This is a genomic window from Paraburkholderia sp. BL17N1, from assembly GCF_003634175.1.
Taxonomy (GTDB): Bacteria; Pseudomonadota; Gammaproteobacteria; order Burkholderiales; family Burkholderiaceae; genus Paraburkholderia.
The window spans coordinates 270,612-292,388 of the sequence record NZ_RBIW01000002.1 but is presented as its reverse complement, the minus strand read 5'-3'; the positions used below and the strand labels follow the sequence as shown (position 1 = coordinate 292,388).

Below are 21,777 nucleotides of genomic sequence, written 5' to 3'. Positions count from 1 at the left end.
CGCTTGACTACTCGATCACTCAACCGGTCAACCACTCAGCGGCGAATCGGAAAGCGCTGTGCATAAGCAGTGGGTGACGTATCTTCGCGCCACGTTTCGCCGTCGATCAAGACCTGAGAGGCGCCTTTTTCCGGCACGGCCACGTTCACAGCGACGGCCGCCTCGCGATACAACTGCGTCTGGTTGATCCGCGCGGCGATGTCCGCATAATCCGCACGCGCGTCGATCATGCCCCATCGTTCGAATTGCGTGAGAAACCACGCACCTTCGAATGCATGCGGGTAGTTGACCGCGCCATTGTCGAAGAAGCGTATGGGCAAACCGCCCGGCGATGAAGCGGCAATCTGGTCGCCCAAACGTGCCGCGATCAACGCTTCATCAATGCCGACATATTCGGGCCGCGCAAGCCAGCGTGCGATTTCCTCGCGGTGTCCCGCGCCGTCGAGCCAGCGGCATGCTTCGAGCATGGTCTGCACGAGAGCGCGCGCGGCATTCGGATTCGCGCTGACAAAATCGCGGCGGCACGCCAGCACTTTGTCGGGATGATCCGGCCACACGTCGCTCGTATAAGCCATCGTTCTGCCGACGCCTTGCGCTTCTGCCTGCGCGTTCCAGGGTTCGCCGACACAGAGGCCGTCGAGCTTGTCTTCGGCGAGCGCGGCGACCATTTGCGGCGGCGGAATCGCCACGCTCTCGATCTCGCGCAACGGATCCACGCCTTGCGACGCGAGCCAGTAGTACAGCCACATCGCATGCGTGCCGGTCGGGAAGGTTTGCGCGAAGACGGGCTTGCGGCCGAGCGTGGCGAGCGCCCTGGGTAGCGTGCCGTGTTCGGCGAGCGCATCGGCGAGACGGTTCGACAGTGTGATGGCCTGGCCGTTGCGGTTGAGCACCATCAGCACCGCCATCTCGGTTTGCGGTCCGCCGAGGCCGAGCTGCACGCCGTAGACGAGTCCGTAGAGCGCATGGGCCGCATCCAGATCGCCCGACAACAGTTTGTCGCGCACGGCGGCCCATGAAGGCTGGCGCGACAGCTCCAGCGTCAGGCCGTGCGCATGGCCGAATTCGAGCAGCTTGGCGGCGACGAGCGGCGCGGCGTCCGAAAGCGCCACGAAACCGAGCCGCAAATGAGTCTTCTCGAGCTGTCCCGATGCGGACGTGGTGGCGAGTGAAGTAGGAGAGTTCATGGACGGCGCTTCATTTGAGCGAGTCAGCCGCCGCGACAATGGCGCGCGCGATCTCGGCGAGTTTGACGCCCTGGTTCATCGCGCGTTTGCGCAGGCTGGCGTAGGCGGCGTGTTCGGTGATTTTCTGCTGATCCATCAGGATGCGTTTGGCCCGATCGATCAGCTTGCGCTCGGCGAGTTCGTTCTCGACTTGCGCGAGACGTTCGCGCAACTGCGATTCCTGCGCAAAACGCGCGAGCGCGACTTCGAGGATCGGCGCGAGACGCTCGGTCGCAAGACCTTCGACGAGATAGGCCGTGACGCCCGCGCCAACGGCGTCGCGAATCAATTGCTGGTTGGCGTCGTGGCTGAACATCAGCACCGGACGCGGCGCGGTGGCGTTCATCACGGCAAGCTGTTCGAGCGTGTCGCGCGACGGCGATTCAGTATCGATGATGATGACGTCCGGCCGCTCGCTCTGCACCACGCGATGCAGCGCCTGCGGCGTCGCGGTGCCCGCCAGCATCTCGTAGCCGAGGCGGGCAAGGGCGTCGCGAAGGTCGCCGATGGGCTTATCGGTGTCGGTTACGAGGAGAACGCGCAGCATGGAGTGGGGTTTTATCGACGGCTAGCGTTGTATAAAGCAACGGCTATGCCAATCGATACGCGCGAAGGTGAAACGAAAGCAGGCACGGACTTAGCGACCGCCTGGACCGCCGCGGCTGCACCTGCGTGGGGCGCGTCCGGCCGACGCACCGAAGCGGCGCATGGCGGCGTCGCTCATTTCATCTACGCCAGGCGCTGTAACTGCGGGGCGAGAACAGAAAACCGACGGCGATCATTGCGACGACGCAGCCGGCCAGCATGATCCACGCGCCGCCGAAGCTCCCGCTCCAACCTCGCACGAGGCCGGCCACGACCGGCGCGATAGCCGCCACGATGAAGCCGACGCCCTGCGTGAACGCGATCAGCTTGCCGGCCACACGATGGTCGGCCGAATGATCCATGACGGTCACTAGCGTCAGCGAAAAAGTCCCGCCGAGGCCCGCGCCTGCCACGCCGACCCATAGCAAGGGTGCGGCGTCGGGCCAGACGATCAAGCCAAGCAAACCGGCCAGTTGCGCGGTCAGGCCGAGCGTGAGCCACGGCCGGCGATCGCGGAACGACGCCGCGGCGAGCGGCAGCAACAGCGCCGCGGCGGCCTGGAACACCGTCATGCCTGCCAGCAGCGACCCGCTTGCCGCGACGCTCACGCCGCGTTGCTGGTAAAACGCCGGCAACCACGCGACCAGACTCGTATAGCCGCCGTTGACGATGCCGAAGTAGAGGCCGAGCGTCCACGCGCGCCGCGTGCGCCATAGCGAAAGGGGGACGGCATGCGTGGACGCAGCGTGGGCGGCGGCGCCGTTCGACGGGGACTGCCGGTTCAATGCCCACCAGCACAGCAGCGCGACGCAAGCCGGAAGCGCCCACACCGCGAGCCCCGCATGCCATGACTGCGCCGCGCGACTCACCCACGGACTCAAACTCGCGCCCAGGCCGCCGCCGCCCATGATCGACGCGGAGAACACGCCCATCGCGAGCGGCACGCGCGCATGAAAGCGCTGCTTCATCACGGCGGGCAGGAGCGCCTGAATCGCCGCGACGCCCACGCCCGCGAGCAACGCCGTGGCGAGCAGCGCCGCGCCGGTCGACGCGGTGCACCGCGCCGCGCAAGCCAGCGCGATGGCCAGCAAGCCGAGCGCGACACCGCGCGTTTCGCCGATCGTGCGGGACAACGCGCCCGCACCGAACGCGCCGATGCCCATTGCCACGACCGGCAGGCTGGTCAGCAACGACGCGCCGTAGAAGCTGAGACCGGTTGCGGCGCGGATCGTCGTCATCAAAGGGCTGATGGAGGTGAGTAGCGGACGCAGATTGATGCCGATCACGACGATCGCGGCGAGCCAAACGACGTCCTGCCGCCTTAGTGCCGCAGTGGCGTGGTGAGCGGGAGCGTGGGTCGGGTTGGCGCTGGAGGGCGAAGTCACTATGGTCCTGGTGGAGAGGGATGGGCGGCGTGAAAAAGCGTGCAAGGCGCTTTTTTGGTCAACCATAATATCAATAAATGGTTAACCATTTACGTGATGTCCGGTATAACGCGAGACGCTTTTGCGGGCGCTCGCCGCTCTTCTTCCATCCGGATAGCACTGCAGATACCGCGTGATCAGCTGGGTGGCCTCGCCCACGAGCGCTGCAAACGCCTCGTCCGGCAGACGTGCGGCATGGGGTACGACACGCTGAGTGCGTCGGCGCCTCGATGGACGTTACGCACACGAAGGCCGCAAGCACGAGGCCGACTAAAGCATTCGTGTTGCCTTGGCTGGCGACTTTCCATGGGCAGGATATGCTGTCGGTTGTCAGCAAAATCACGATGCACGATGAAAACCAGTTCGAAAGGCGGCCTTGTCTATTCCACCGAAAACGGCCGCATGTGTCCCGAATGCAGCCGGGCGCTTGCGCAATGCGTCTGCAAGACGGTCGCCAGGACACGACCGGCAGGTGACGGCGTGGTGCGAGTGTCTCGCGAGACCAAGGGCCGAGGCGGGAAAAGCGTGACGCTCGTGAAGGGGCTCGCGCTCGATCCTCTCGCCTTGGCCTTGCTAGGCAAGCAGTTACGCACGGCCTGCGGCTCTGGCGGTACGATCAAGGATGGCGTGATCGAAGTGCAGGGCGATCATTGCGAACGGGTGATCGAGGCGCTAAAAAAGGCTGGCCATCAGGCGAAGCGGGCTGGGGGTTGAGCTCAACGCTTGAACGTCCCGCTGCAAAGCGGCTTTCTCCAGCGCCAATCACGTCTTGTTCCTCCACCCCTATCCCAATCGCAAGACCCGTGCGAAACAGACTCGACGCCGCGCGCGGGATCGGCGAGGCCAGGCCGCGTCGCTGAAAATTCGGCGTAAGCTGAGCGCTTGACCGGAGGGTGACGTCGAAGACAAATCCGCGAACCGGGCTCGGTCAACTCGCGTTCGTCTCTTGCATAAGGAGGAAAGCGATGCGGACGATGAAGGCAGTGCAGGTGGCAGAGGCTGGCGGCCCCCTGGAACTCGTCGAACGGGACGTGCCGGAACCGGGTGCCGGCCAGGTACTCATCAAGATCCAGGCCTGCGGTATCTGCCACAGTGACGTATTGACTAAGGAAGGGCAGTGGCCGGGCCTCGAATATCCGCGAGTGCCTGGGCACGAGATTGCGGGCGTCATCGATACCGTCGGCGCGGGCGTTGAAGGATGGACGGCGGGACAGCGCGTCGGCGTCGGCTGGCACGGCGGACATTGCGGACGGTGCGAGCATTGCCGTCGAGGCGATTTCGTTCTGTGTCAGCGCGCACTCGTGCCCGGCATCAGCTACGACGGCGGCTACGCCGAGTTCATGGTGGCCCCGGTCGAAGCGCTGGCGCGCATTCCGGATGATCTTTCCGATGTGGATGCCGCACCGCTTCTGTGTGCCGGCATCACGACATTCAACGCGCTGCGCAACAGCGGCGCGCGCGCCGGGGATGTAGTCGCCGTGTTGGGCATTGGCGGACTCGGTCACCTCGGCGTGCAGTTCGCGCGAAAGATGGGATTTGTCACGGTAGCGATCGCGCGCGGGCAGGACAAGGCAAGCCTCGCGAAAGAGCTGGGCGCTCATCACTACATCGACAGCACGAAGGCGGACGTCGCACAAGCGCTGCAGGCGTTGGGCGGCGCTCGCGTCATTCTTGCAACCGTCACCAGCGGCAAGGCAATGAGCGCCGTGGTGGGCGGGTTGGGATTGAACGGCAAGCTGATCATGGTCGGGCTTTCCGAGGAGCCGGTGGAGGTGCCGATCGCGCAGTTCATCATGGGGCGCAATTCGGTGCAAGGCTGGCCGTCGGGCACCTCAGCGGATTCTCAGGACACGCTCGCCTTCAGCGCGCTATCGGGTATCAAGCCGATGATCGAAGAATTCCCGCTAACCAAAGCCGCCGACGCCTACGACCGGATGATGAGCGGTGCTGCACGGTTCAGGGTTGTGCTCAACACGGGTCAATAAAAGCGCGACTGACGGGCGGAGCCGCTGCAGCTAGAATGCCTGCCGACATCGCTCCGTTCCCGACTACTGAATTCATGGCTCCCCGTCCCCGCCGTTCGTCGCCTGCCGACACCGAAACGCCCCTTCAAGCCGCACGCGACGACGACGCGATCAGCGTCGAAGAGCGCGTTTACGCGTCCATCACCGCGGCGTTGTTGCAAGGGCGCCTGCGGCCGGGCGCGCAACTCGTCGAACGCGATCTCGCCGGCGCGTTTGGCTGCACGCGCGGCGCGCTGCGCAAGGTGCTGGCGCGGTTAGGCTTCGAGGGCAAGCTCGTGCTGGAGGCGAATCGCGGGGCGTTCGTGCCGTCGCCGTCGGAAGAGGACATTCGCCAGGTGTATCGCGCGCGGCAGATCGTCGAGGCGGGCATCGTCGCGGCTTTGTGCGGCGCCTTGAGCGCGCCGCACAAGCGGCGCCTGCGCGCGCACGTGCGCAGCGAGGAGAAGGCAATGAGAGCGGGCGCGGTCGAGGAATCCGTGCGCCTTGCTGGCCAGTTTCATGTGCTGCTGACGGAGCTGGCCGGCGGCACGGAATTGCTCGGGCTGGTCGGGCAACTGGTCGCCAAGACCGAGCTGTACAAAGCGCTCTTCGACCCGTCAAAGGGCTCGACCTGCTCCGCGGATGAACACACTCAAATCATCGACGCACTCGACGCGGGCGACCTCGGCGTTGCCCTGTCGGCGATGCGCGAACATCTGGCGGAACTGGAGGAGCGGGTGATCGAGCAGCTGCGCAAAAGCGCCGCCGGAGAAGATCTCGGGGCGGTGTTCGGACTTTAAGCGTGCGTATGGAGGAGGCGAGACGGCTGCGAAGCGCCTGCTGGCAGTGGAAAGCGCCAGTGCTTGAGAAATCCGGGCAAAACCCGGCTGCGACAAAGCGATGCCGCAGCGCGCCGCTCAGGCTCGAGTGATTGGATCAGCGAGTCAAGCCGGAGAAGGCGCGCGAATGGCTTCGCGTACAACTCAATCGCAATGGATCACGCCAGGACCGTGCGGGGCGCGGTCAGCGTGCCGCCAGCCTTAACGGCGACGGAATTGCGTGTTGCGAGCACCGCCGCCACCGGTGGCGCGCTCGTCTTTGTGACGGAAATTGATCCGGCCTTTGGTCAGATCGTAGACCGACAGTTCCAGCGTCACGCGGTCGCCCGCGAGAATACGGATGTGGTTCTTGCGCATGCGTCCGGACGCGTAAGCGCCTACCACGACGCCGTTGTCGAGCGTCACGCGGTAACGGCTGTCCGGAAGTACTTCGTCGACGATACCGTCAAGTTCAAGCAGTTCTTCTTTCGCCATGCATAACTCCTGGTCGATGGGATAAGGGGTGTTGGTCGCCCACGCCGGGCAGCACAACATCAGATGGGGGCAAAAGCGGGCTTTTCGAGCCCGCCGTACTGCGGTATCGGCCTATGTGCCGATAGTACCGCTCAAAGATCGGCGACGGACTGGCCGTCTACACGGCCGTCGATCAATTGTTCAGCGTGGGCCATGCACGCAATGCGCGCCTTGCCCGTGCCGTCGAACGGAAACAGGTACTGCAGACGGAACACACGCCCGTCGGCCGCCGCATTGGCGCCCACGCGGCAGATGCGCACCGACGCGTCGTAGCCGGCGTCCGGATTGCGGCTCGCCTGACCGTCCGCCGGGCGGCGCGGATAGACGAGCGGGTGAATTTCGTAACCCTTGTACGTCTTGACAACTGAATTCATGAAACACGTGTCCTGTAATACGTGGCCGACGTGTCACGCGTGTTACGCGCGGCACGACAGGCCGGGCAGCGCTGCACCTTGGGGCGCGCCGCCATGGAAAAAGGTTGGCACAGGCCCGATGGCAAGGGCTTGAGCGCGACCGCGCAAAAATCGCGGGTTCGATGGAGAAGAAACACGCTGATGTCGCGCAGACACCGGACGCGTAAAGCTGAACACTCAGCTGCACGACTCGCGACGGCGAATGCTTGCGACGCATTGCCGGAGTGACGGGATCGCCGGCGGGCGGCGGTCGAACAGTCGGGGGTGGTGCGCAGACGCCGGTTCGAGACTATCCGGAGTTGCCTGATGTTGCCTGCTAATGCGAATGCGGGGCACAGCTATTCCAATATGATGCACTAAATGGGGCTAATTGGATAGCAAAAAGTTCCAGGCAGGGGCAAACCGCCCGGCGGGCGGGGCTTCGAGGGCGGCCCGCCGGGCGAAGCCGACATGCCGGGGTATGCGCGGCACGCCGGGTGAAGGTTGCGCCGTCACGGCGCGGGCACGGGACGATCAACAGACTCGTGCGTCAGCGGGAAGTTTCGGCGACACGCTTCTGCAGCTCGCGCGACGCCGCCAGCGGAATGCGGGCGTCGTCCCAGCCGGCCAGCCATTCGACTTCCTTCGACGTGAAGATCTGTCCATGATTGCGCAGCGTGTACTGCAGCGAATCAATGATGTGATTGCGGATGATTTCCGGCGTGCCTTCGTCATCCAGCACGGCGCGAAACGCTTCAAGCGTGGCCATCAGTTGCTCCGTGAAATAGATAGGTCTTTTATCGCACGAAAAAAAATCGCTCGCCAAGCGGACAAAATTCGCCACGTGAAGAAGCGCATCAGCGTTCGTTTTTTTTGCAGGCGTGCCGGCGCCATGGTCGCCGGGCTCGGGCCGGGTGGCTACAATGGCGAGTTGCCGCATCCTTCGAACATTGCGACTGCCCATGCGCAACCCAAACGTGTCTCCCGTGAAAGACCTGCTGCTCGAGCGCTACGCTCCCATCGCCGACGGCATCGCGGCGCTTTTCTACCCGTGTGCCGAAGTGGTGATTCACGACCTGCGCGACCAGACTATCGCCTATCTCGTGAACAACCTGTCGAAGCTCGAAGTCGGCGGGCCGTCGGTGCTGGACGAAGTCCATTACGCGGCGCGCGGCCAGACCATCGGCCCGTACGAAAAGCTCAACTGGGACGGCCGGCGCATGCGCTGCGTGAGCAACATCCTGTTCGACGACGACGGCAAGCCGGCCGGCATGCTGTGCATCAACTTCAATATCGCCGTGTTCGAAGATGTGCGCTCCACGCTCGATCTGTTCATCAAAGGCGGCAATCTGACGGACGCGCCCACGGAGGAACTGTTCCGCGACGACTGGCAGGACCGCATCAACACGTATCTGCACACGTGGCTGCGCGAGCGGCAGATCGGCATCAATGCGCTCACGCGCGAGCATAAGCGGGAAATTGTCGAGGCGCTGCACGCACAGGGCGCATTTCGCGGCCGCAGTTCCGCGAACTACGTGGCCGCCGTGCTGACGATGGGGCGCGCCACGGTCTACAAGATTCTCAAGCAGATGAAAGAGAGCGGCTGACGGTTCGGCCGTTGCCGTGCTTAACGGTCGAGGTGGGTCAATTCAGGGAGAACAGAATGGTGCGGTACCGGCATTACAAAGGCGGGATTTACGAACTGGTTTGCGAGGCCACGCTCGAGTCGGATCCGACGGTCACGATGATCGTCTACAAAGCGAGCAATGGTACGATCTGGACGCGTCCGGCTCCGGTATTTTTCGAAATGATCGAAGTGGACGGCGCCATGGCGCCGCGCTTCGCGCCGATCGACTAGTCAGTATCAACAACGGGAAATCCGCATGCGACTACTGCTTGCCATCATTCTGCCGTGGTTCCAGTTCTTTACGATCGGCCGCCCGTTTGCGGGCATCATCTGCCTGATCCTGCAAATCACGTTGATCGGCTGGATTCCGGCCGCGATCTGGTCGGTGTATGCGCTCAGCCAGTACAACACCGACAGGAAAATTGAGCGGGCGATGGGGAATGGGCGTTGAGGCTGGCGCTGAGCGGCGTGAGCGCTTACGGAAGGACAGGCGGCTAGCGGCAACCGAGGTGGGCTGAGCCCGCCTGGAATCTTACGTTCAGTACGCGCCAGGAATCTGCTGTTAAGATGTTATCTACCCTCGGCAAGCAAATGAGACGAATTCCCGTTCTAAACGGGCTGCGCGGAATGGCGATCATTGCGGTGGTCTACCACCACTCGTTTTCGGCATTTTTCAACGCGGCTGGATCCGTCACTCTCACCCCTTTGACCGTGCTCGGATCCAGTGGCTGGCTTGGGGTGAACCTTTTTTTCTTTCTGTCAGGTTTCGTTCTGTACCTTCCGTATGCAACGGGCCAGCGCTCGTTTGCGGGACGTCGATCGCTGATCGGCTTCTACGGTCATCGAGCGCGCCGGTTGTTGCCGGTGTATTACACCTCGGCATTGATCCTGTTGTTATTTACAACGCAATATCAGCTCGACGATTCGTCGTTATACCGGGCGCTCGTTCAGTACGCATTGGCGACATTTGTATTTAGCAGGGAGACGTTTTTTCCTTCGATCAACTGGGCGCTTTGGTCGCTCGGAGTTGAACTTTGGTTTTCACTGTTGTTTCCAGCCGTGGTTATCGCGATCGGCCGATTCGGCTGGCGAAAAGTACTGGTAATCGCGCTTATCACGGCGCTGTGTGTCCGTTTTGCAGGCCAACTCATCGTGCCGACTAATCCGCGACGAGTTCTGAATTTCATTTCTGATTCGTTGTTTGGCAGGCTTGATGAATTTGCTCTCGGCATGTTGGGCGCATGGTTGTTCTCGCGGCGCCTGATGCTTTGGCGGCCGCCGCTTCAACTCGTGTGCGGCGTCGCTCTTCTCGCAGCGTCGGCTGTGCTGTGGTCCCTGTGGTATCGCGGAACCTTCGCGGAACCACTTGCAGCGCTCTTCAACATACCGTTCGACGCCGGCTTGCTGTTGACGGTCAATGCGCTGGTCGTCGGCTGCAAACCGGTCGTGCGCATGGTGAGCATCTGGCCCCTGCAAATGTCAGGGCTGATGTGCTACAGCATTTATCTGTGGCATGCGCCTATTATTTCTCACTTCCGATCTTCGGCTTTTTCGGTTTCCACGTACGTTGCGTATTTGAGCCTTACCTATCTGATTGCGTGGTTTTCGTACAGGTATATTGAATTTGGATCGGTGTCGGACTACCGCAAATTGCTGCCTCAAAGCATTGAAGGCACGGGCGACCAGAAACCACTTGCAGATCGTCGCCAGCACTCCATTGCGGATAGCGGAAGCACACGCGATTCGGGATAACTTTGGAATCGGCGTAGTGCGCTTAAGCTTCTGAGGCGTCCGGCACATCGATAACCAGATCGGTCTCGGCGACCGCGACACAAGGCAGGATAAAACCTTCCGCCTTCTCTTCCCTGCTCAGTCCGGGCCATTCGATCGTGTAAGAGACCGTGCCGCTGACCAGACGGCAGATGCACGTCCGGCACGTCCCATTCCGGCACGAGCGCGGCAAACGCAGATTCGCAAAGCCGGCGGCTTCGAGAATCGTCAGCGAATCGGGTGCTTCGAAGCTGCAGCCGAGCGGCTCGACGCGGACAAGGGGCGGGCGGGTGGAGTCGGACATCGTGTGAGTCTGTGACGGAGTGCGCCACACTTTACACGTTGCCGCTTCAGTTGCCTTTTTCCAGCCGCGTCTTCAATGAGTCGAACCGTTGCGCCGCAAATACCGGTACACCGTATTGCGCGCGAGGCCCAGTTCGCGCGCCGCCGCCGACACGTTGCCGTCGAGCCGTTCGAGCGTTTGCGCGATCAGCGTGGCCTGCCATGCCTCCATCTTGCTGGTCGCCGGCTGCCCTTGGGTTTGCGCGGCTGCGCGGACCTCATCGCGGAACTCGGAACCCGCGCGCGCCGCCGACGAGTCCGCGCGCGGCTCAGCCACGGTGTCGATGCAATCCTGCAAGAAGTCCTCGGGTAAATCATCGAGTTCGATCTGATCCGCGCCTTCGGCCATGATGCTCGCGGTGCGCAGCACGTTGGCCAGTTGCCGCAGATTGCCCGGCCAGCGGCATTGCGCGAATCGTTCGAGTACTTCGGCGGACACGCGCCGTGGCAAGCGTTCGCCGTCGGGCTGCAACTCCAGCATGCGCGCGACGAGCGCGTGAAGATCGGTGCGTTCGCGCAGCGCCGGCAAGGTCAGGACGAGCCCATTGATCCGGTAGTACAGGTCTTCGCGGAACGTGCCCGCTTCGATCATCTCGCGCAGGTTGCGGTGCGTTGCGCAGATAATGCGCAAATCTACCGGAATCGCCCGCGTCCCGCCGAGCGGCACGACGTTGCGCTCCTGCAGCACGCGCATCAGACGCACTTGCTGGGCGAGCGGCATGTCGCCGATCTCGTCGAGGAATAGCGTGCCGCCGTCGGCCTGCACGATCTTGCCGACGCTGCCGCGTTTCTTCGCGCCGGTGAACGCGCCGTCTTCGTAGCCGAATAACTCCGCCTCGATCAGCGTGTCCGGCAACGACGCGCAATTCAGCGCGACAAAGGGCGCGGCCCGGCGCGGTGAATCGTGATGGATGGCGCGCGCGAGCCATTCCTTGCCGGTGCCGGTCTTGCCGAGCACGAGAATCGGAATATCGCGGCCACGCAGTTTGGCAACGCGCCGCAGAATCGCGGCGACTTGCGCGTCGCCGGTGTCGAGCGTTTCGAGCGTGGCCAGCGGCGCGGGATCGACGCAGCGGGGCGCATGACGCGCGTCGCCGGATAACGGCGCACGTGATGTGCCGGCGAAACTTTCCGAGGGCGCGACATAGCGCGTCAGCGTATATTCGCCGCGCGCGACCACGCGCACGCCGCTTGGCAGCGTCAACAGAATGTTCTCACCAGGCGCACGCGCGATCTGCTGCAACAGCCTCGAGAGGGCCACGCCGAACAGCGCATCGAACGGTTGCCGTTGCAGTTCGGCGAGCGGTTGCCCGAATTGAAACAGCGCACTGCGATTGGCCGATAGAAACGTGCCGTCCGGCGCGAACGCCGCGAGCCCTTCGAACAGCGTGCCGATGAATTCCGCGCGCGCGTGAAAGTGCACGCGGATCGCGTCGACGAATTGATTGGAGAACAGATGATTTTCGATCATCTGCGCCGACATCCTCACGAGCGCGAGCGTGTGCTTGTGAAAACCGCGCGTGTCGCCGCTCACGTCGAGCGCGCCGATGGTGCGCCCGAACGGATCGGCGATCGGCGCGCACGAACAGGTGAGAATCCGGTTGGCGTGCAGAAAATGTTCGCCCGCGTGCACGACGGTTGGCTGTCCGTCGACGAGCGCGGTGCCGATCGCATTGGTGCCGCGATCCGCTTCGGCCCACGACACGCCCGGACACAGCGCGACGCGATTGGCTTTCTCGACGAAGTCGCTGTCGCCGAGACTGTGCAGGATCACGCCGTGATTGTCGGTGAGCAGCACCATGCTTTGCGTATCGACGATCTGCGCGTGCAGCGTTTCCATGACGGGAAGCGCATGCGTAAACAGCGATTGATTGCGCTCGACGAGCTCACGCAGCGCCGGCCGCGGCAGCGGATGAAAGTCCGGTGTCTCCGACGCGCGCAGGCCGATTTCGAGCGAGCGGGCGTGAGCTTGCGCGAGGACATCGGGCCGGCCGATAGCGGGCGGCGTGGCGGAACGTTGGGTCAAGGCATGTCTCCGGTGAACGGATGCGGCGGGTACGTTGCCCTCGCTCTATGCCGCAGCGCAACATGCGCGCTCGCGGCCGAACACCGATATTACAGGACGAAACGCGCCGCGCGCGGCAGCGAAAAAACGGAAACGCTAGCGGCGCCATGCCTCAAAAAAACGCGTACAGCACCAAAATCAGGCAAACGGAAAGGAAAACTTGCGCCGTGGCCGAACTCGTCTAAAGTGAATCAAATCACCTCCGCAGGCCGCGAACTATTCCGCGCCGCAATCAGGTGACGAGCCCGCGTCGTCAGCATTGGACAAGGAGGTTGGCGCTAGCGACGCGATCAGACGCAACCGGCGTGCGCACTACCAGGCTACACCACGCGCAGCACCTACCTTCCAGGTGAACACCCATGCAGATCCTATTCCCCAATGAAACTCCTGAATATTCAGGTCGCGAACTCACCTTGGCGTTCCCGGCGATGGTCGATGGGCAGAGGGTGGAATGCATGATCACGGCGGAGGCACTGGAAGACCACTACGGCGCCGCATCGCCGCGTCTGGAGGACATGGTCGGCGCATTCGACACGCATCGCGCCCGGATCGAAGCGGCCACGCGGCGTCTGATCTCGGAAACGAGAGCGCAATGTCTCGTGCTGAGAAGCGGCTACGTGCGCTTCTACGAAGCCAACTGGCGTAATTGACTGAGGGCGTTTCCGACCTCTGGTCGGCCGACGCTGCAAGCAGGACAGCCGCGCAAGAAGCAGATGTCCAGGAAACTCACGCGCGGCATCGAACATTCAAACTGTCCGCGGCTAGCCATGCCGCTCGTGTGCGAATGCGAATGTGAGCGCGCTCGCGCTCAAATCATCCGCCGCAGCGTCCGATCCTTGAGCACCACGTGATGCGCGATTGCCGCCAGCGCGTGCAAGCCGATCACCCAATAAAACGCATTGCCGAGCCACTCGTGCGCCGTCTTGAGCAACGGACGCGCGACAGGATCCGCGCCGACCAGCGTGTAGTCGATGTTGACCCACGCCAGCGTGACCGGATGTCCGCCGGTGTTGATCATCAGGATGCCGAGCAGCGGCTGCGCGAAGATGAAAATGTACAGAGCGAGATGCGCTGCCCGCGCGAGAAACGCCAGCAGCCGGTTGCTGTCCACCTCAGCGGGCGCCCCTGCCCACAGTCGCCATACGAGACGCAAACAGGCCAGCCCGAGCACCAGCGTGCCGCACCAGAAATGCACGCTGCTCCAGAGCGCGCGGCTGTCGCTACCCTTGGGCCCGCGAATCTCGATCGCCAGGTAAGCCAGTGCGATCAGCAGAAACATCGCCCAGTGGAAGAAAATAGCGGGCGCCGTATAGCGGTCCGAGGTGCGGCTGTAAGACATGTAGGGAACTCCCGTGTCCAGGTCGAACGTTTTTATGAATCATCGGATGATAAACGGTGCCCGACCGGAACGGGCACCGTCAATAAAACCGTCGTTGATCCAGACCCGGGTTTGGCCCACGAGCGTCCGCGCCGCGCCTACTCGCTGCCGAGATAGAAATACCGGAACAGGAAAATCGCCGCGATGATCCATACCACCAGCTTCACTTTGCGCGCCTGGCCGGTCAACAGTTTCAGGCCCGCATACGAAATGAAGCCGAATGCGACGCCATTGGCGATCGAATAGGTGAAGGGCATCAGCAGGGCGGTGAGCGCGGCCGGCACGACTTCGGTGGCGTCGTCCCACGGCAGGTCGAGCATTTCGCGCAGCATCAGGCACGACACGTAAAGCAGCGCCGGCGCGGTCGCATAACCGGGCACCACGCCCGCCAGCGGCGCAAAAAACAGCGCCGCGAGGAACAGCACGGCCACGGTGATGGCCGTCACGCCCGTGCGGCCGCCGGCTTGCACACCCGACGCGCTTTCGATGTACGCCGTGGTCGACGATGTGCCCAGCATCGAGCCGGCCAGAATGGCGGTGCTGTCGGCAAGCAGCGCGCGGTTCAGCCGATGCATCTTGCCTTCCACCAGCAGCCCGGCGCGATTGGCCACGCCCATCAGCGTGCCGGTCGCATCGAACAGTTCGACGAGGAAGAACACCAGGATCACGTTGAGCACACCGCCCGACAGCGCGGCGCGGATGTCGAGCTGGAACAGCGTCGGCGAAATGGACGGCGGCGCCGAGACGATGCCGTGAAACTGATTGCCGCCGAAGAAGAAGCTCAGCACCGTCACGCCGACGATGCCGATCAGGATCGAGCCGCGTACTCGCAGATGGTCCAGCGTGACGATCGCGAAGAAGCCGATCACCGCCAGAATCACGTGCGGATTGTGCAGGTCGCCGAGCGTCACGAGCGTGGCGGGGTTACCCACCACCACGCCGGCCGACTTCAGCGAAATGATCGCGAGAAAGAGGCCGATACCGCCGGTGATGGCAATGCGTATCGAATGCGGAATGCCGTTGACGATCACTTCACGCACGCGGAACAGCGTGACGATCAGGAACAGGCAGCCGGAAATGAACACCGCGCCGAGCGCGGCCTGCCAGGTGAACCCCATGCCTTTCACGACGGTATACGCGAAGTACGCGTTCAGCCCCATGCCCGGCGCGAGCGCGATCGGATAGTTCGCATAGAGACCCATGATCAGCGAAGCGAGCGCGGCCACGATGCAGGTCGCGACGAACACCGCGTCTTTCGGCATGCCGGCGTCGCCGAGAATCGCCGGGTTGACGAAGATGATGTAGGCCATCGTCAGGAAGGTGGTCAGTCCGGCGAGCACTTCGGTGCGCAGGTTGGTGCCGGCGGCTTCGAAGCCGAAGTAGCGTTGTATGGAGTCCATGAGGCGGGTCTCTCGTCGTTCAGAAAGCGTTTGTTGTGATTGGGGCGGCGAAGGCGCCATTTCGCCGGAGTGACGGGCGCTATGACCACGGCCGGATTGTAGTCAGGATCGGCGGCGGCGTGCCGCATTGTGTGACCTGGCGGCCGTGTAAAAGCTCATTCGACGGGTGGTTCGTCGGCAGATTGTGGCGCCGATGCATCAGGCTCAGGCTGCGGTCGTTGGCGCGCCAGCCAGCGGTCCAGTTCGCCCGCGAAGCTTTTGCTGTCGCGCTGGCTGAAGGCCGAAGGGCCGCCCGTATCGACGCCGCTGCTGCGCAGCTGGTCGAGCATCGAGCGCATGCGCAGCCGTTCTTCGATCGTGCCGGGCGTGTACCAGTTGCCGCGCGGATCGAGCGCCTGCGCGTTTTTGGCCAGTACCGCGGCGGCAAGCGGGATGTCGGCGGTAATCACGAGATCGCCCGCGGCGACGCGTTCGGCGATGAGGTCGTCGGCGGCGTCGAAGCCGGCCGGCACCTGGATCGCGCGGATCAGCGGCGAAGACGGCACGCGCAGAAACGAATTGGCGACCAGCGTCAGCGACGTGTTGGTGCGGCGTGCGGCACGGTACAGCATGTCCTTGATCACGACGGGGCAGGCGTCGGCATCAACCCAGATTGACATGGTTCGGATTCCGGCAGCGGGTTGTCGAAGGGGCGAGATGATACCTTGCCAGCGCACGGGGTGGCGCGGCAAGCTAATTGACGATGTTGCGGAAAAGGGTAAGGCGGTGAAAGCCGGAAAGGCATGCGGGCCGAACCACGCCCGCGACCGTTGCAGTCGCAGGCAGCGCCGCACGCCGCGCGGTGGCTCGCGTTACTGCGTCATCGTCCCGCCCGATTCCTGCGCCCGGCGCGCCGCGACGATGCGGCCCGCGCGCTGCGCATTCTCCGGATAGTTGATCCAGTCGAGCGGATCGTAGCCGGCGGCACGCCATTCGGTCAGATCGGCCTTCACCTGGGCGCGCGTTTTCGGCGCCGACGGATCGTAAGGCCGCGCCGACTGCGCAAACGCGGTACTCATACTCACGGCGGCCAACAGCGCGCCGAATCCAGCTAGAGAAACAATTTTCATGACGAGCTCCTCTGGAGCGGTTAAAAACGACCCCGGCATTTTAGTTTTGGTATGCATTTCAAGTAAGGCGATTGAAGGCAATGCACCATTTCGCCCAGTGAATCAAACCGGGCTCAATGATTCTGTGGTTCACGGCGCCGACGGCTTGCTGAAACGATCCAGGACAGCGCTCAGCAGGTCGATCGGCAGCGGGAAGACGATCGTCGAGTTCTTGTCGGCGGCGATCGTCGTGAGGGTTTGCAGGTAGCGCAACTGCATCGCCTGGGGCTGGCGCGACAACGTCTGCGCCGCTTCCAGCAGGTGTTGGGATGCCTGCAATTCGCCTTCCGCGTGAATCACCTTGGCGCGCCGCTCGCGTTCGGCTTCGGCCTGACGGGCAATCGCGCGGATCATCGTTTCGTTGATATCCACGTGCTTGATTTCCACGATCGACACCTTGATGCCCCACGCGTCGGTCTGGGCATCGAGCACTTTCTGGATATCGGCATTGAGCTGCTCGCGGTCCGCCAGCAATTCGTCGAGTTCGTGTTTGCCGAGCACCGCACGCAAGGTCGTCTGCGATAACTGGCTGGTCGCCTCGAAGTAACGCGCCACCTGGATCACCGCTTTCTCCGGATCCACCACGCGGAAATACACCACGGCGTTGACCTTCACCGAGACGTTGTCGCGCGTGATCACGTCTTGCGGCGGCACGTCGAACACGACGGTGCGCAGATCCATGCGCACGGCCTGCTGCACGATGGGAATGATCAGCACGAGGCCCGGCCCCTTGACCTTCCAGAAACGCCCGAGCATGAACACGACGCCGCGTTCGTACTCCCGGAAAATCCGTATCGATGAGGCAACCAGCGCGGCCGCCAGCAGAATCAGAATGCTGCTAAAGCCGAATGTGAAACCGATCATGAGCTTTCTCCTTGTTGTCGTGCTTCCGCGGGCACCACGGTCAGCGTCAGGCCGCGCCGCGCGGTGACGCGCACCGCATGGCCCGCCGCGACCGGGGCCGTGCTGGACACCCGCCAGCGTTCCCCATGCACTTGTGCCCAACCGGCGAGCGCGCCGTCCGCCGTGAGGTCCGCCGGCGACAGGCCGCCGTCGAGCACCACGCCGACGCTGCCGATCATGGCTTCCGAACCCGTCACCACCGGACGGCGCCGCGCACGCAGCGCGAGTCGCGAAACGCCCAGCACGAACACCACGCTGAACACGGTGACGGCGGCGATCATCGGCAGCGGGATGCCGTAGCCGGGCACGTCGGTGTCGATCAGCATCAGCGCGCCGATCACGAACGCGACCACGCCGCCGAAGCCAAGCGAGCCGAAGGTCGGCAGAAACGCCTCGCCGATCAGGAAAGCGGTGCCAAGAAAGATCAGACCGAGGCCGACGTAGTTGATGGGCATCATTTGCATGGCGAAGAGGCCGAGCAGCAGGCTGATCGCGCCGACCACACCGGGCAGTACGAAGCCCGGATTGGCGAATTCGAAGAACAGACCGTACATGCCGATCATCAGCAGGATCAGCGCGACGTTGGGATCGGTGATCACGGCGAGGAAGTGGCTGCGCCAGTCGACTTCGAGCGTCACGATCGGCGCGCTGGCCGTGTTGAGTTTGACGTTGCCCGCGCTGGTGACGAGCATGCGGCCGTCGAGCTGGCGCAGCAGGTCGGGCACGTCGCGCGCATTCAGATCGACGACATGCTGCGCGAGCGCGTCCGCCGCCGACAGGCTGACGGCTTCGCGAACCGCGCGCTCGGCCCAGTCGGCGTTACGTCCGCGCATCTGCGCGAGGCCGCGGATATAGGCGGCGGCGTCGTGGACCTGCTTGCGCATTTCGGTCGATTGGGTGTCGAGCGGCAGGGCGCTGGCGGAGCCGGTGGGCGCGGACGCCGCAGGTTTCGTCGGGTTGCCGACGCCGCTATCGCCAGCGTTACCACTGCCCGGATTACCGCCAACACCCGGCAAGCCCGGCGTTCCGCCGCCTCCCGGCGGCTCCGCGCCGCCGATGCCCATCTGGATCGGCGTCGCCGCGCCGAGATTGGTGCCCGGCGCCATCGCCGCGATATGGCTTGCGTAGACGATATACGTGCCGGCGCTCGCGGCGCGCGCGCCACTCGGCGCGATGAAGGTGGCGACCGGCACCGGCGAGCCGAGAATCGCCTTGATGATCTGCCGCATCGACGTGTCGAGCCCGCCCGGCGTATCCAGTTGCAGCACCGCGAGTTGCGCGTGATCGTCAATTGCCCGCTGCAGGCTGCGCACGATGAAGTCGGCGCTCGCCGGACTGATCGCGCCGTTCACGGGAATCACGACGACGCTGTTAGGGGCGACGGCGGCGCGCAGCGTCACATCCGATTCGCACGACGCGAACCCAAACGCCAAAAGCGCGCCGAGCACGGTCATGCCGCGCATCAACCGGCCCACCATATCGCCACGGATAAGCGACATGCGCGAGCCGGACTGCCGGAACGGGAGACGTGGATACGTGCTCATCGCTGACGGCTGCCGCGCCCTGCCGACATGTATCGGCCGGCGCGGGCCGATACCCCAAAAGAAGGCTGGCCTGCTGCTTACAGCTTAGTCCGATTCCGCCTTGCGCGTGAACTCCGCGCGCGCCGGCCGGTAGTCGGTCGGCCGCATGCCGGTCCACTTGCGAAACGCGCGATGAAACGCGCTCGGTTCGGCAAACCCGACGGAGGTCGCGATGTCGGCGATGGTGCGATCGGTGTCCTGCAGTTCACCAATCGCGATGTCGCGCCGCAGGTCGTCCTTGATCGACTGATACGTATAGCCTTCCTGCTTCAAACGCCGGCGCATGGTGGCCTCGGCGACGTGCAGGCGTTCGGCCATCTGATCGGCCGCGGGCCAGCCGGCCATCGGCATGGCGCGCAGCATCTTGCGCACGCGCGCGGCGAGCGAGCCGGGATTGCGATACTTGACGATGAAGCTGCCGGGCGCGTCGCGCAGAAAGGGCTTGACCGATTTGGTCGTCTGGATCACCGGCAACTCGAGAAAGGCCGGCGCGAGATCGACGTACGACTCGGCCTGCTCGAAGCTCATGTGATCGCAGAACATCAGCCGGTACTCGTGCGCGGCGGACGGTTCGGCGCAGCGAAAGCGCGCCTCGAGCAGCGGAATGCGCCGCCCGACCAGCCAGCACAACAGCCCGTACACCACGATGAAGTAGGTCGCATAAGCAAACATGGCCGGCGGCGGCGCGCCGGCGTTTTCCACGAAGCGCAGGCGCACGCGCTGCGCGTCCGTTTCGATCTGCACGCCCAGGTCGTCCAGCACCAGCCGCATGAAGCCGACCGCGCGCACGAGCGCCTGCCCGCCGTTGCGCGCGGTGAGCGCCGTCTGCGTCATGGCGATGAAGCTGCCGCTTTTCATGCGATGCGAGTCCTGACCGAAGAACTCGTCGTCCAGCGCGCGGGCAATCGCGGCCCACAGTGCGCCGTATTGCGCCGACGACACGCGGCTTTTCGGCGACGCCAGCATTGGCGCGGCGATGCCGGCGGCTTCGGCAAGCGGCAGCGCGTCGAGGCCGCGCGAGCGCGCCAGCGCGAGCGCTTCCTCGACCATGCTGACGGAAATCGTCCCTTTATCGTTTTTCATGCATGTCCGGTTTGACGGCGAAGCTGGCAAAAGCGCTCAGTGGTTTCCTGATGGCGATTCGCCAAGTGCCTGAAATCATGGGCGTATGTGGATTGATATCGTACCAGCATGGCAAATGCGCTCAGTCAGATTGATCGGGCTGAGCATCGAACCTGCCCGTCGGCTTGCCTACACTGGGCCTCAATCGATCGCGCTTCGCTTGGCCTCACAGACACGAACGTGAGGCGGCGAACCCGCCGCGATCAAACGCACAGCACAGGACCGAGCGCCATGGACAGCTTCTACACCGACGAACAACGGATGATCCGCGACGCCGCTCGCGACTTCGCCACCGAACAGCTCGCACCGCACGCCGGCCAATGGGATCGTGACGCGCAACTGCCCGCCGAGGTCGTCAGGCAGATGGGCGAACTCGGCTTTCTCGGCATGATCGTGCCGGCCGAATGGGGCGGCTCCTACACGGACTACGTGGCCTATGCGCTTGCACTCGAAGAGATCGCCGCGGGCTGCGCCGCCTGCGCCACGCTGATGAGCGTGCATAACTCGGTCGGCTGCGGGCCGATCCTCAACTTCGGCACCGACGCGCAAAAAGACCGCTACTTGCAGGACCTCGCGACCGGTCGCCGGATCGGCGCGTTCTGCCTGACCGAACCGCAGGCCGGTTCCGAGGCGAACAATCTGCGCAGCCGCGCCGTGCTGCGCGACGGCAAGTGGATTCTCAACGGCAGCAAGCAGTTCGTGACCAACGGCTCGCGCGCCGACCTCGCGATCGTGTTCGCCGTCACCGATCCCGACCGTGGCAAGCGCGGCCTGTCGGCCTTCATCGTGCCGACCGATACGCCGGGCTTCAATGTCGGCAAGCCGGAGCACAAGCTCGGCATTCGCGCTTCGGACACCTGTCCGATTTCGCTCGACGACTGCGCCGTGCCGCAAGCCAATCTGCTCGGCGAACCGGGCGAGGGCCTGCGCATCGCGCTGTCGAATCTCGAAGGCGGGCGCATCGGCATTGCGGCGCAGGCAATCGGGATCGCGCGCGCCGCGTTCGATGCCGCGCGTCTCTATGCAAACGAACGCATCCAGTTCGGCAAAGCATTGAAGGAGCATCAGACCATCGCCAATATGCTCGCCGATATGGCCACGCGTTTGAATGCCGCGCGGCTGCTCGTGCATCACGCGGCGCGGCTGCGCACGGCGGGTAAGCCGTGCTTGTCGGAGGCTTCGCAGGCCAAGCTGTTCGCGTCGGAACTGGCCGAGGAGATCTGCTCGAACGCGATCCAGATTCATGGCGGCTATGGTTATCTGGAGGACTACGCGGTGGAGCGCCACTATCGCGATGCGCGCATCACGCAGATTTACGAAGGGACCAGCGAGGTGCAACGCATGCTGATCGCGCGGCATGTGTAAATGCAAACGAAGCGGCATTCGAGCGCAAAATAGCCTGGCCGCCGGATAGAAAGCAGTGCAGCAGCGGGACAAAAAAGCAAAGCGGATAGACC

General features: G+C 63.7%; 24 protein-coding genes. 9 read left to right on the top strand and 15 right to left on the bottom strand.

The features are described 5' to 3' along the window. Window positions 1-35 precede the first annotated feature (35 nt). The 3 genes from B0G82_RS21175 to B0G82_RS21165 all read right to left on the bottom strand — a co-directional run bounded on the left by B0G82_RS21175 (window position 36) and on the right by B0G82_RS21165 (window position 3,196). Window positions 36-1,187: a CmpA/NrtA family ABC transporter substrate-binding protein gene (locus B0G82_RS21175; RefSeq protein WP_121308926.1), complete on the bottom strand. Its 1,152-nt coding sequence runs from the start codon at window positions 1,185-1,187 to the stop codon at window positions 36-38. A gap of 10 nt (window positions 1,188-1,197) precedes the next feature. Beyond that, window positions 1,198-1,773 carry an ANTAR domain-containing protein gene (locus tag B0G82_RS21170; RefSeq protein WP_106277564.1) on the bottom strand — a complete coding sequence of 192 codons (576 nt, stop codon included), beginning with the start codon at window positions 1,771-1,773 and terminating at the stop codon, window positions 1,198-1,200. 178 nt (window positions 1,774-1,951) lie between these two features. Continuing rightward, the gene (locus tag B0G82_RS21165; RefSeq protein WP_241974774.1) at window positions 1,952-3,196 is read right to left on the bottom strand and encodes a cyanate transporter; all 1,245 of its coding nucleotides are present in this window, start codon (window positions 3,194-3,196) and stop codon (window positions 1,952-1,954) included. Between the two features lie 390 nt (window positions 3,197-3,586). On the opposite strand from B0G82_RS21165, the gene B0G82_RS21155 reads away from it, so the two are divergent. The 3 genes from B0G82_RS21155 to B0G82_RS21145 all read left to right on the top strand — a co-directional run bounded on the left by B0G82_RS21155 (window position 3,587) and on the right by B0G82_RS21145 (window position 6,038). Then, on the top strand, window positions 3,587-3,949 hold the full coding sequence (locus tag B0G82_RS21155) for a translation initiation factor Sui1 (protein WP_121308924.1): 363 nt from the start codon (window positions 3,587-3,589) through the stop codon (window positions 3,947-3,949). Between the two features lie 251 nt (window positions 3,950-4,200). After that, on the top strand, window positions 4,201-5,220 hold the full coding sequence (locus tag B0G82_RS21150) for an alcohol dehydrogenase (protein ID WP_121308923.1): 1,020 nt from the start codon (window positions 4,201-4,203) through the stop codon (window positions 5,218-5,220). Window positions 5,221-5,294: 74 nt separating this feature from the next. Then, window positions 5,295-6,038 carry a GntR family transcriptional regulator gene (locus B0G82_RS21145; RefSeq protein WP_241974773.1) on the top strand — a complete coding sequence of 248 codons (744 nt, stop codon included), beginning with the start codon at window positions 5,295-5,297 and terminating at the stop codon, window positions 6,036-6,038. A 240-nt stretch (window positions 6,039-6,278) separates the two neighbouring features. On the opposite strand, the gene infA is transcribed toward B0G82_RS21145, so the two are convergent. From infA to B0G82_RS21130, 3 genes are all read right to left on the bottom strand, one after another. Continuing rightward, window positions 6,279-6,551: a translation initiation factor IF-1 gene (gene infA, locus B0G82_RS21140; protein WP_012427521.1), complete on the bottom strand. Its 273-nt coding sequence runs from the start codon at window positions 6,549-6,551 to the stop codon at window positions 6,279-6,281. 131 nt (window positions 6,552-6,682) lie between these two features. Next, window positions 6,683-6,964 (bottom strand): hypothetical protein, encoded by a 282-nt coding sequence (locus tag B0G82_RS21135; RefSeq protein ID WP_106277569.1) that lies wholly within the window; start codon window positions 6,962-6,964, stop codon window positions 6,683-6,685. A 568-nt stretch (window positions 6,965-7,532) separates the two neighbouring features. Next, on the bottom strand, window positions 7,533-7,751 hold the full coding sequence (locus tag B0G82_RS21130) for a hypothetical protein (protein ID WP_106277571.1): 219 nt from the start codon (window positions 7,749-7,751) through the stop codon (window positions 7,533-7,535). 193 nt (window positions 7,752-7,944) lie between these two features. Here B0G82_RS21130 and B0G82_RS21125 point away from each other — a divergent pair, with 193 nt between their 5' ends. The 4 genes from B0G82_RS21125 to B0G82_RS21110 all read left to right on the top strand — a co-directional run bounded on the left by B0G82_RS21125 (window position 7,945) and on the right by B0G82_RS21110 (window position 10,361). Then, window positions 7,945-8,589, top strand: a complete 645-nt coding sequence (locus B0G82_RS21125; protein WP_106277573.1) for a PAS domain-containing protein — start codon at window positions 7,945-7,947, stop codon at window positions 8,587-8,589. A gap of 56 nt (window positions 8,590-8,645) precedes the next feature. After that, window positions 8,646-8,840, top strand: coding sequence for a DUF1653 domain-containing protein (locus B0G82_RS21120; protein ID WP_121308922.1), 195 nt, complete (start codon window positions 8,646-8,648; stop codon window positions 8,838-8,840). A gap of 25 nt (window positions 8,841-8,865) precedes the next feature. Next, window positions 8,866-9,060 carry a YqaE/Pmp3 family membrane protein gene (locus B0G82_RS21115; RefSeq protein WP_106277577.1) on the top strand — a complete coding sequence of 65 codons (195 nt, stop codon included), beginning with the start codon at window positions 8,866-8,868 and terminating at the stop codon, window positions 9,058-9,060. A 116-nt stretch (window positions 9,061-9,176) separates the two neighbouring features. Then, window positions 9,177-10,361 (top strand): acyltransferase, encoded by a 1,185-nt coding sequence (locus tag B0G82_RS21110; protein WP_121308921.1) that lies wholly within the window; start codon window positions 9,177-9,179, stop codon window positions 10,359-10,361. Window positions 10,362-10,383: 22 nt separating this feature from the next. On the opposite strand, the gene B0G82_RS21105 is transcribed toward B0G82_RS21110, so the two are convergent. Together B0G82_RS21105 and B0G82_RS21100 are read right to left on the bottom strand one after the other, a co-directional pair. Beyond that, the gene (locus B0G82_RS21105) at window positions 10,384-10,683 is read right to left on the bottom strand and encodes a 2Fe-2S iron-sulfur cluster-binding protein (RefSeq protein WP_121308920.1); all 300 of its coding nucleotides are present in this window, start codon (window positions 10,681-10,683) and stop codon (window positions 10,384-10,386) included. Window positions 10,684-10,755: 72 nt separating this feature from the next. Beyond that, window positions 10,756-12,747 carry a sigma-54-dependent Fis family transcriptional regulator gene (locus tag B0G82_RS21100; protein ID WP_121308919.1) on the bottom strand — a complete coding sequence of 664 codons (1,992 nt, stop codon included), beginning with the start codon at window positions 12,745-12,747 and terminating at the stop codon, window positions 10,756-10,758. 398 nt (window positions 12,748-13,145) lie between these two features. On the opposite strand from B0G82_RS21100, the gene B0G82_RS21095 reads away from it, so the two are divergent. Next, window positions 13,146-13,436, top strand: a complete 291-nt coding sequence (locus B0G82_RS21095; RefSeq protein ID WP_012427513.1) for a DUF1488 domain-containing protein — start codon at window positions 13,146-13,148, stop codon at window positions 13,434-13,436. Window positions 13,437-13,594: 158 nt separating this feature from the next. Here the strand turns inward: B0G82_RS21095 and B0G82_RS21090 are convergent, their stop codons facing one another. The 7 genes from B0G82_RS21090 to B0G82_RS21060 all read right to left on the bottom strand — a co-directional run bounded on the left by B0G82_RS21090 (window position 13,595) and on the right by B0G82_RS21060 (window position 20,281). After that, window positions 13,595-14,125 carry a cytochrome b gene (locus B0G82_RS21090; RefSeq protein WP_116120668.1) on the bottom strand — a complete coding sequence of 177 codons (531 nt, stop codon included), beginning with the start codon at window positions 14,123-14,125 and terminating at the stop codon, window positions 13,595-13,597. Window positions 14,126-14,262: 137 nt separating this feature from the next. Next, on the bottom strand, window positions 14,263-15,564 hold the full coding sequence (locus B0G82_RS21085; protein ID WP_121308918.1) for an NCS2 family permease: 1,302 nt from the start codon (window positions 15,562-15,564) through the stop codon (window positions 14,263-14,265). 155 nt (window positions 15,565-15,719) lie between these two features. Then, window positions 15,720-16,223, bottom strand: coding sequence for a YaiI/YqxD family protein (locus B0G82_RS21080; RefSeq protein WP_116145307.1), 504 nt, complete (start codon window positions 16,221-16,223; stop codon window positions 15,720-15,722). A 192-nt stretch (window positions 16,224-16,415) separates the two neighbouring features. Beyond that, window positions 16,416-16,673 carry a DUF4148 domain-containing protein gene (locus B0G82_RS21075; RefSeq protein ID WP_106277590.1) on the bottom strand — a complete coding sequence of 86 codons (258 nt, stop codon included), beginning with the start codon at window positions 16,671-16,673 and terminating at the stop codon, window positions 16,416-16,418. A 129-nt stretch (window positions 16,674-16,802) separates the two neighbouring features. Further along, entirely contained in the window at window positions 16,803-17,576 is a 774-nt protein-coding gene (locus tag B0G82_RS21070; protein WP_106277592.1) for a slipin family protein, read from the bottom strand. After that, window positions 17,573-19,159, bottom strand: a complete 1,587-nt coding sequence (locus B0G82_RS21065) for a nodulation protein NfeD (protein ID WP_121308917.1) — start codon at window positions 19,157-19,159, stop codon at window positions 17,573-17,575. The genes B0G82_RS21070 and B0G82_RS21065 overlap by 4 nt, the downstream gene beginning before the upstream one ends. Window positions 19,160-19,243: 84 nt before the next feature. Further along, a complete protein-coding gene (locus B0G82_RS21060; protein ID WP_121308916.1) occupies window positions 19,244-20,281 on the bottom strand; it encodes an AraC family transcriptional regulator in 1,038 nt (345 codons plus the stop codon). A 270-nt stretch (window positions 20,282-20,551) separates the two neighbouring features. On the opposite strand from B0G82_RS21060, the gene B0G82_RS21055 reads away from it, so the two are divergent. Continuing rightward, complete coding sequence (locus B0G82_RS21055) at window positions 20,552-21,685, top strand: acyl-CoA dehydrogenase (RefSeq protein WP_106277598.1); 1,134 nt, start codon at window positions 20,552-20,554, stop codon at window positions 21,683-21,685. Window positions 21,686-21,777: the final 92 nt, after the last annotated feature.

Bases quoted from the DNA above. Each gene is read 5' to 3' on its own strand.
- B0G82_RS21175 (WP_121308926.1), bottom strand. From the start codon at position 1,187: ATGAACTCTCCTACTTCACTCGCCACCACGTCCGCATCGGGACAGCTC.
- B0G82_RS21170 (WP_106277564.1), bottom strand. From the start codon at position 1,773: ATGCTGCGCGTTCTCCTCGTAACCGACACCGATAAGCCCATCGGCGAC.
- B0G82_RS21155 (WP_121308924.1), top strand. From the start codon at position 3,587: ATGAAAACCAGTTCGAAAGGCGGCCTTGTCTATTCCACCGAAAACGGC.
- B0G82_RS21150 (WP_121308923.1), top strand. From the start codon at position 4,201: ATGCGGACGATGAAGGCAGTGCAGGTGGCAGAGGCTGGCGGCCCCCTG.
- B0G82_RS21145 (WP_241974773.1), top strand. From the start codon at position 5,295: ATGGCTCCCCGTCCCCGCCGTTCGTCGCCTGCCGACACCGAAACGCCC.
- infA (WP_012427521.1), bottom strand. From the start codon at position 6,551: ATGGCGAAAGAAGAACTGCTTGAACTTGACGGTATCGTCGACGAAGTA.
- B0G82_RS21135 (WP_106277569.1), bottom strand. From the start codon at position 6,964: ATGAATTCAGTTGTCAAGACGTACAAGGGTTACGAAATTCACCCGCTC.
- B0G82_RS21130 (WP_106277571.1), bottom strand. From the start codon at position 7,751: ATGGCCACGCTTGAAGCGTTTCGCGCCGTGCTGGATGACGAAGGCACG.
- B0G82_RS21125 (WP_106277573.1), top strand. From the start codon at position 7,945: ATGCGCAACCCAAACGTGTCTCCCGTGAAAGACCTGCTGCTCGAGCGC.
- B0G82_RS21120 (WP_121308922.1), top strand. From the start codon at position 8,646: ATGGTGCGGTACCGGCATTACAAAGGCGGGATTTACGAACTGGTTTGC.
- B0G82_RS21115 (WP_106277577.1), top strand. From the start codon at position 8,866: ATGCGACTACTGCTTGCCATCATTCTGCCGTGGTTCCAGTTCTTTACG.
- B0G82_RS21110 (WP_121308921.1), top strand. From the start codon at position 9,177: ATGTTATCTACCCTCGGCAAGCAAATGAGACGAATTCCCGTTCTAAAC.
- B0G82_RS21105 (WP_121308920.1), bottom strand. From the start codon at position 10,683: ATGTCCGACTCCACCCGCCCGCCCCTTGTCCGCGTCGAGCCGCTCGGC.
- B0G82_RS21095 (WP_012427513.1), top strand. From the start codon at position 13,146: ATGCAGATCCTATTCCCCAATGAAACTCCTGAATATTCAGGTCGCGAA.
- B0G82_RS21090 (WP_116120668.1), bottom strand. From the start codon at position 14,125: ATGTCTTACAGCCGCACCTCGGACCGCTATACGGCGCCCGCTATTTTC.
- B0G82_RS21085 (WP_121308918.1), bottom strand. From the start codon at position 15,564: ATGGACTCCATACAACGCTACTTCGGCTTCGAAGCCGCCGGCACCAAC.
- B0G82_RS21080 (WP_116145307.1), bottom strand. From the start codon at position 16,223: ATGTCAATCTGGGTTGATGCCGACGCCTGCCCCGTCGTGATCAAGGAC.
- B0G82_RS21075 (WP_106277590.1), bottom strand. From the start codon at position 16,673: ATGAAAATTGTTTCTCTAGCTGGATTCGGCGCGCTGTTGGCCGCCGTG.
- B0G82_RS21070 (WP_106277592.1), bottom strand. From the start codon at position 17,576: ATGATCGGTTTCACATTCGGCTTTAGCAGCATTCTGATTCTGCTGGCG.
- B0G82_RS21065 (WP_121308917.1), bottom strand. From the start codon at position 19,159: ATGAGCACGTATCCACGTCTCCCGTTCCGGCAGTCCGGCTCGCGCATG.
- B0G82_RS21060 (WP_121308916.1), bottom strand. From the start codon at position 20,281: ATGAAAAACGATAAAGGGACGATTTCCGTCAGCATGGTCGAGGAAGCG.
- B0G82_RS21055 (WP_106277598.1), top strand. From the start codon at position 20,552: ATGGACAGCTTCTACACCGACGAACAACGGATGATCCGCGACGCCGCT.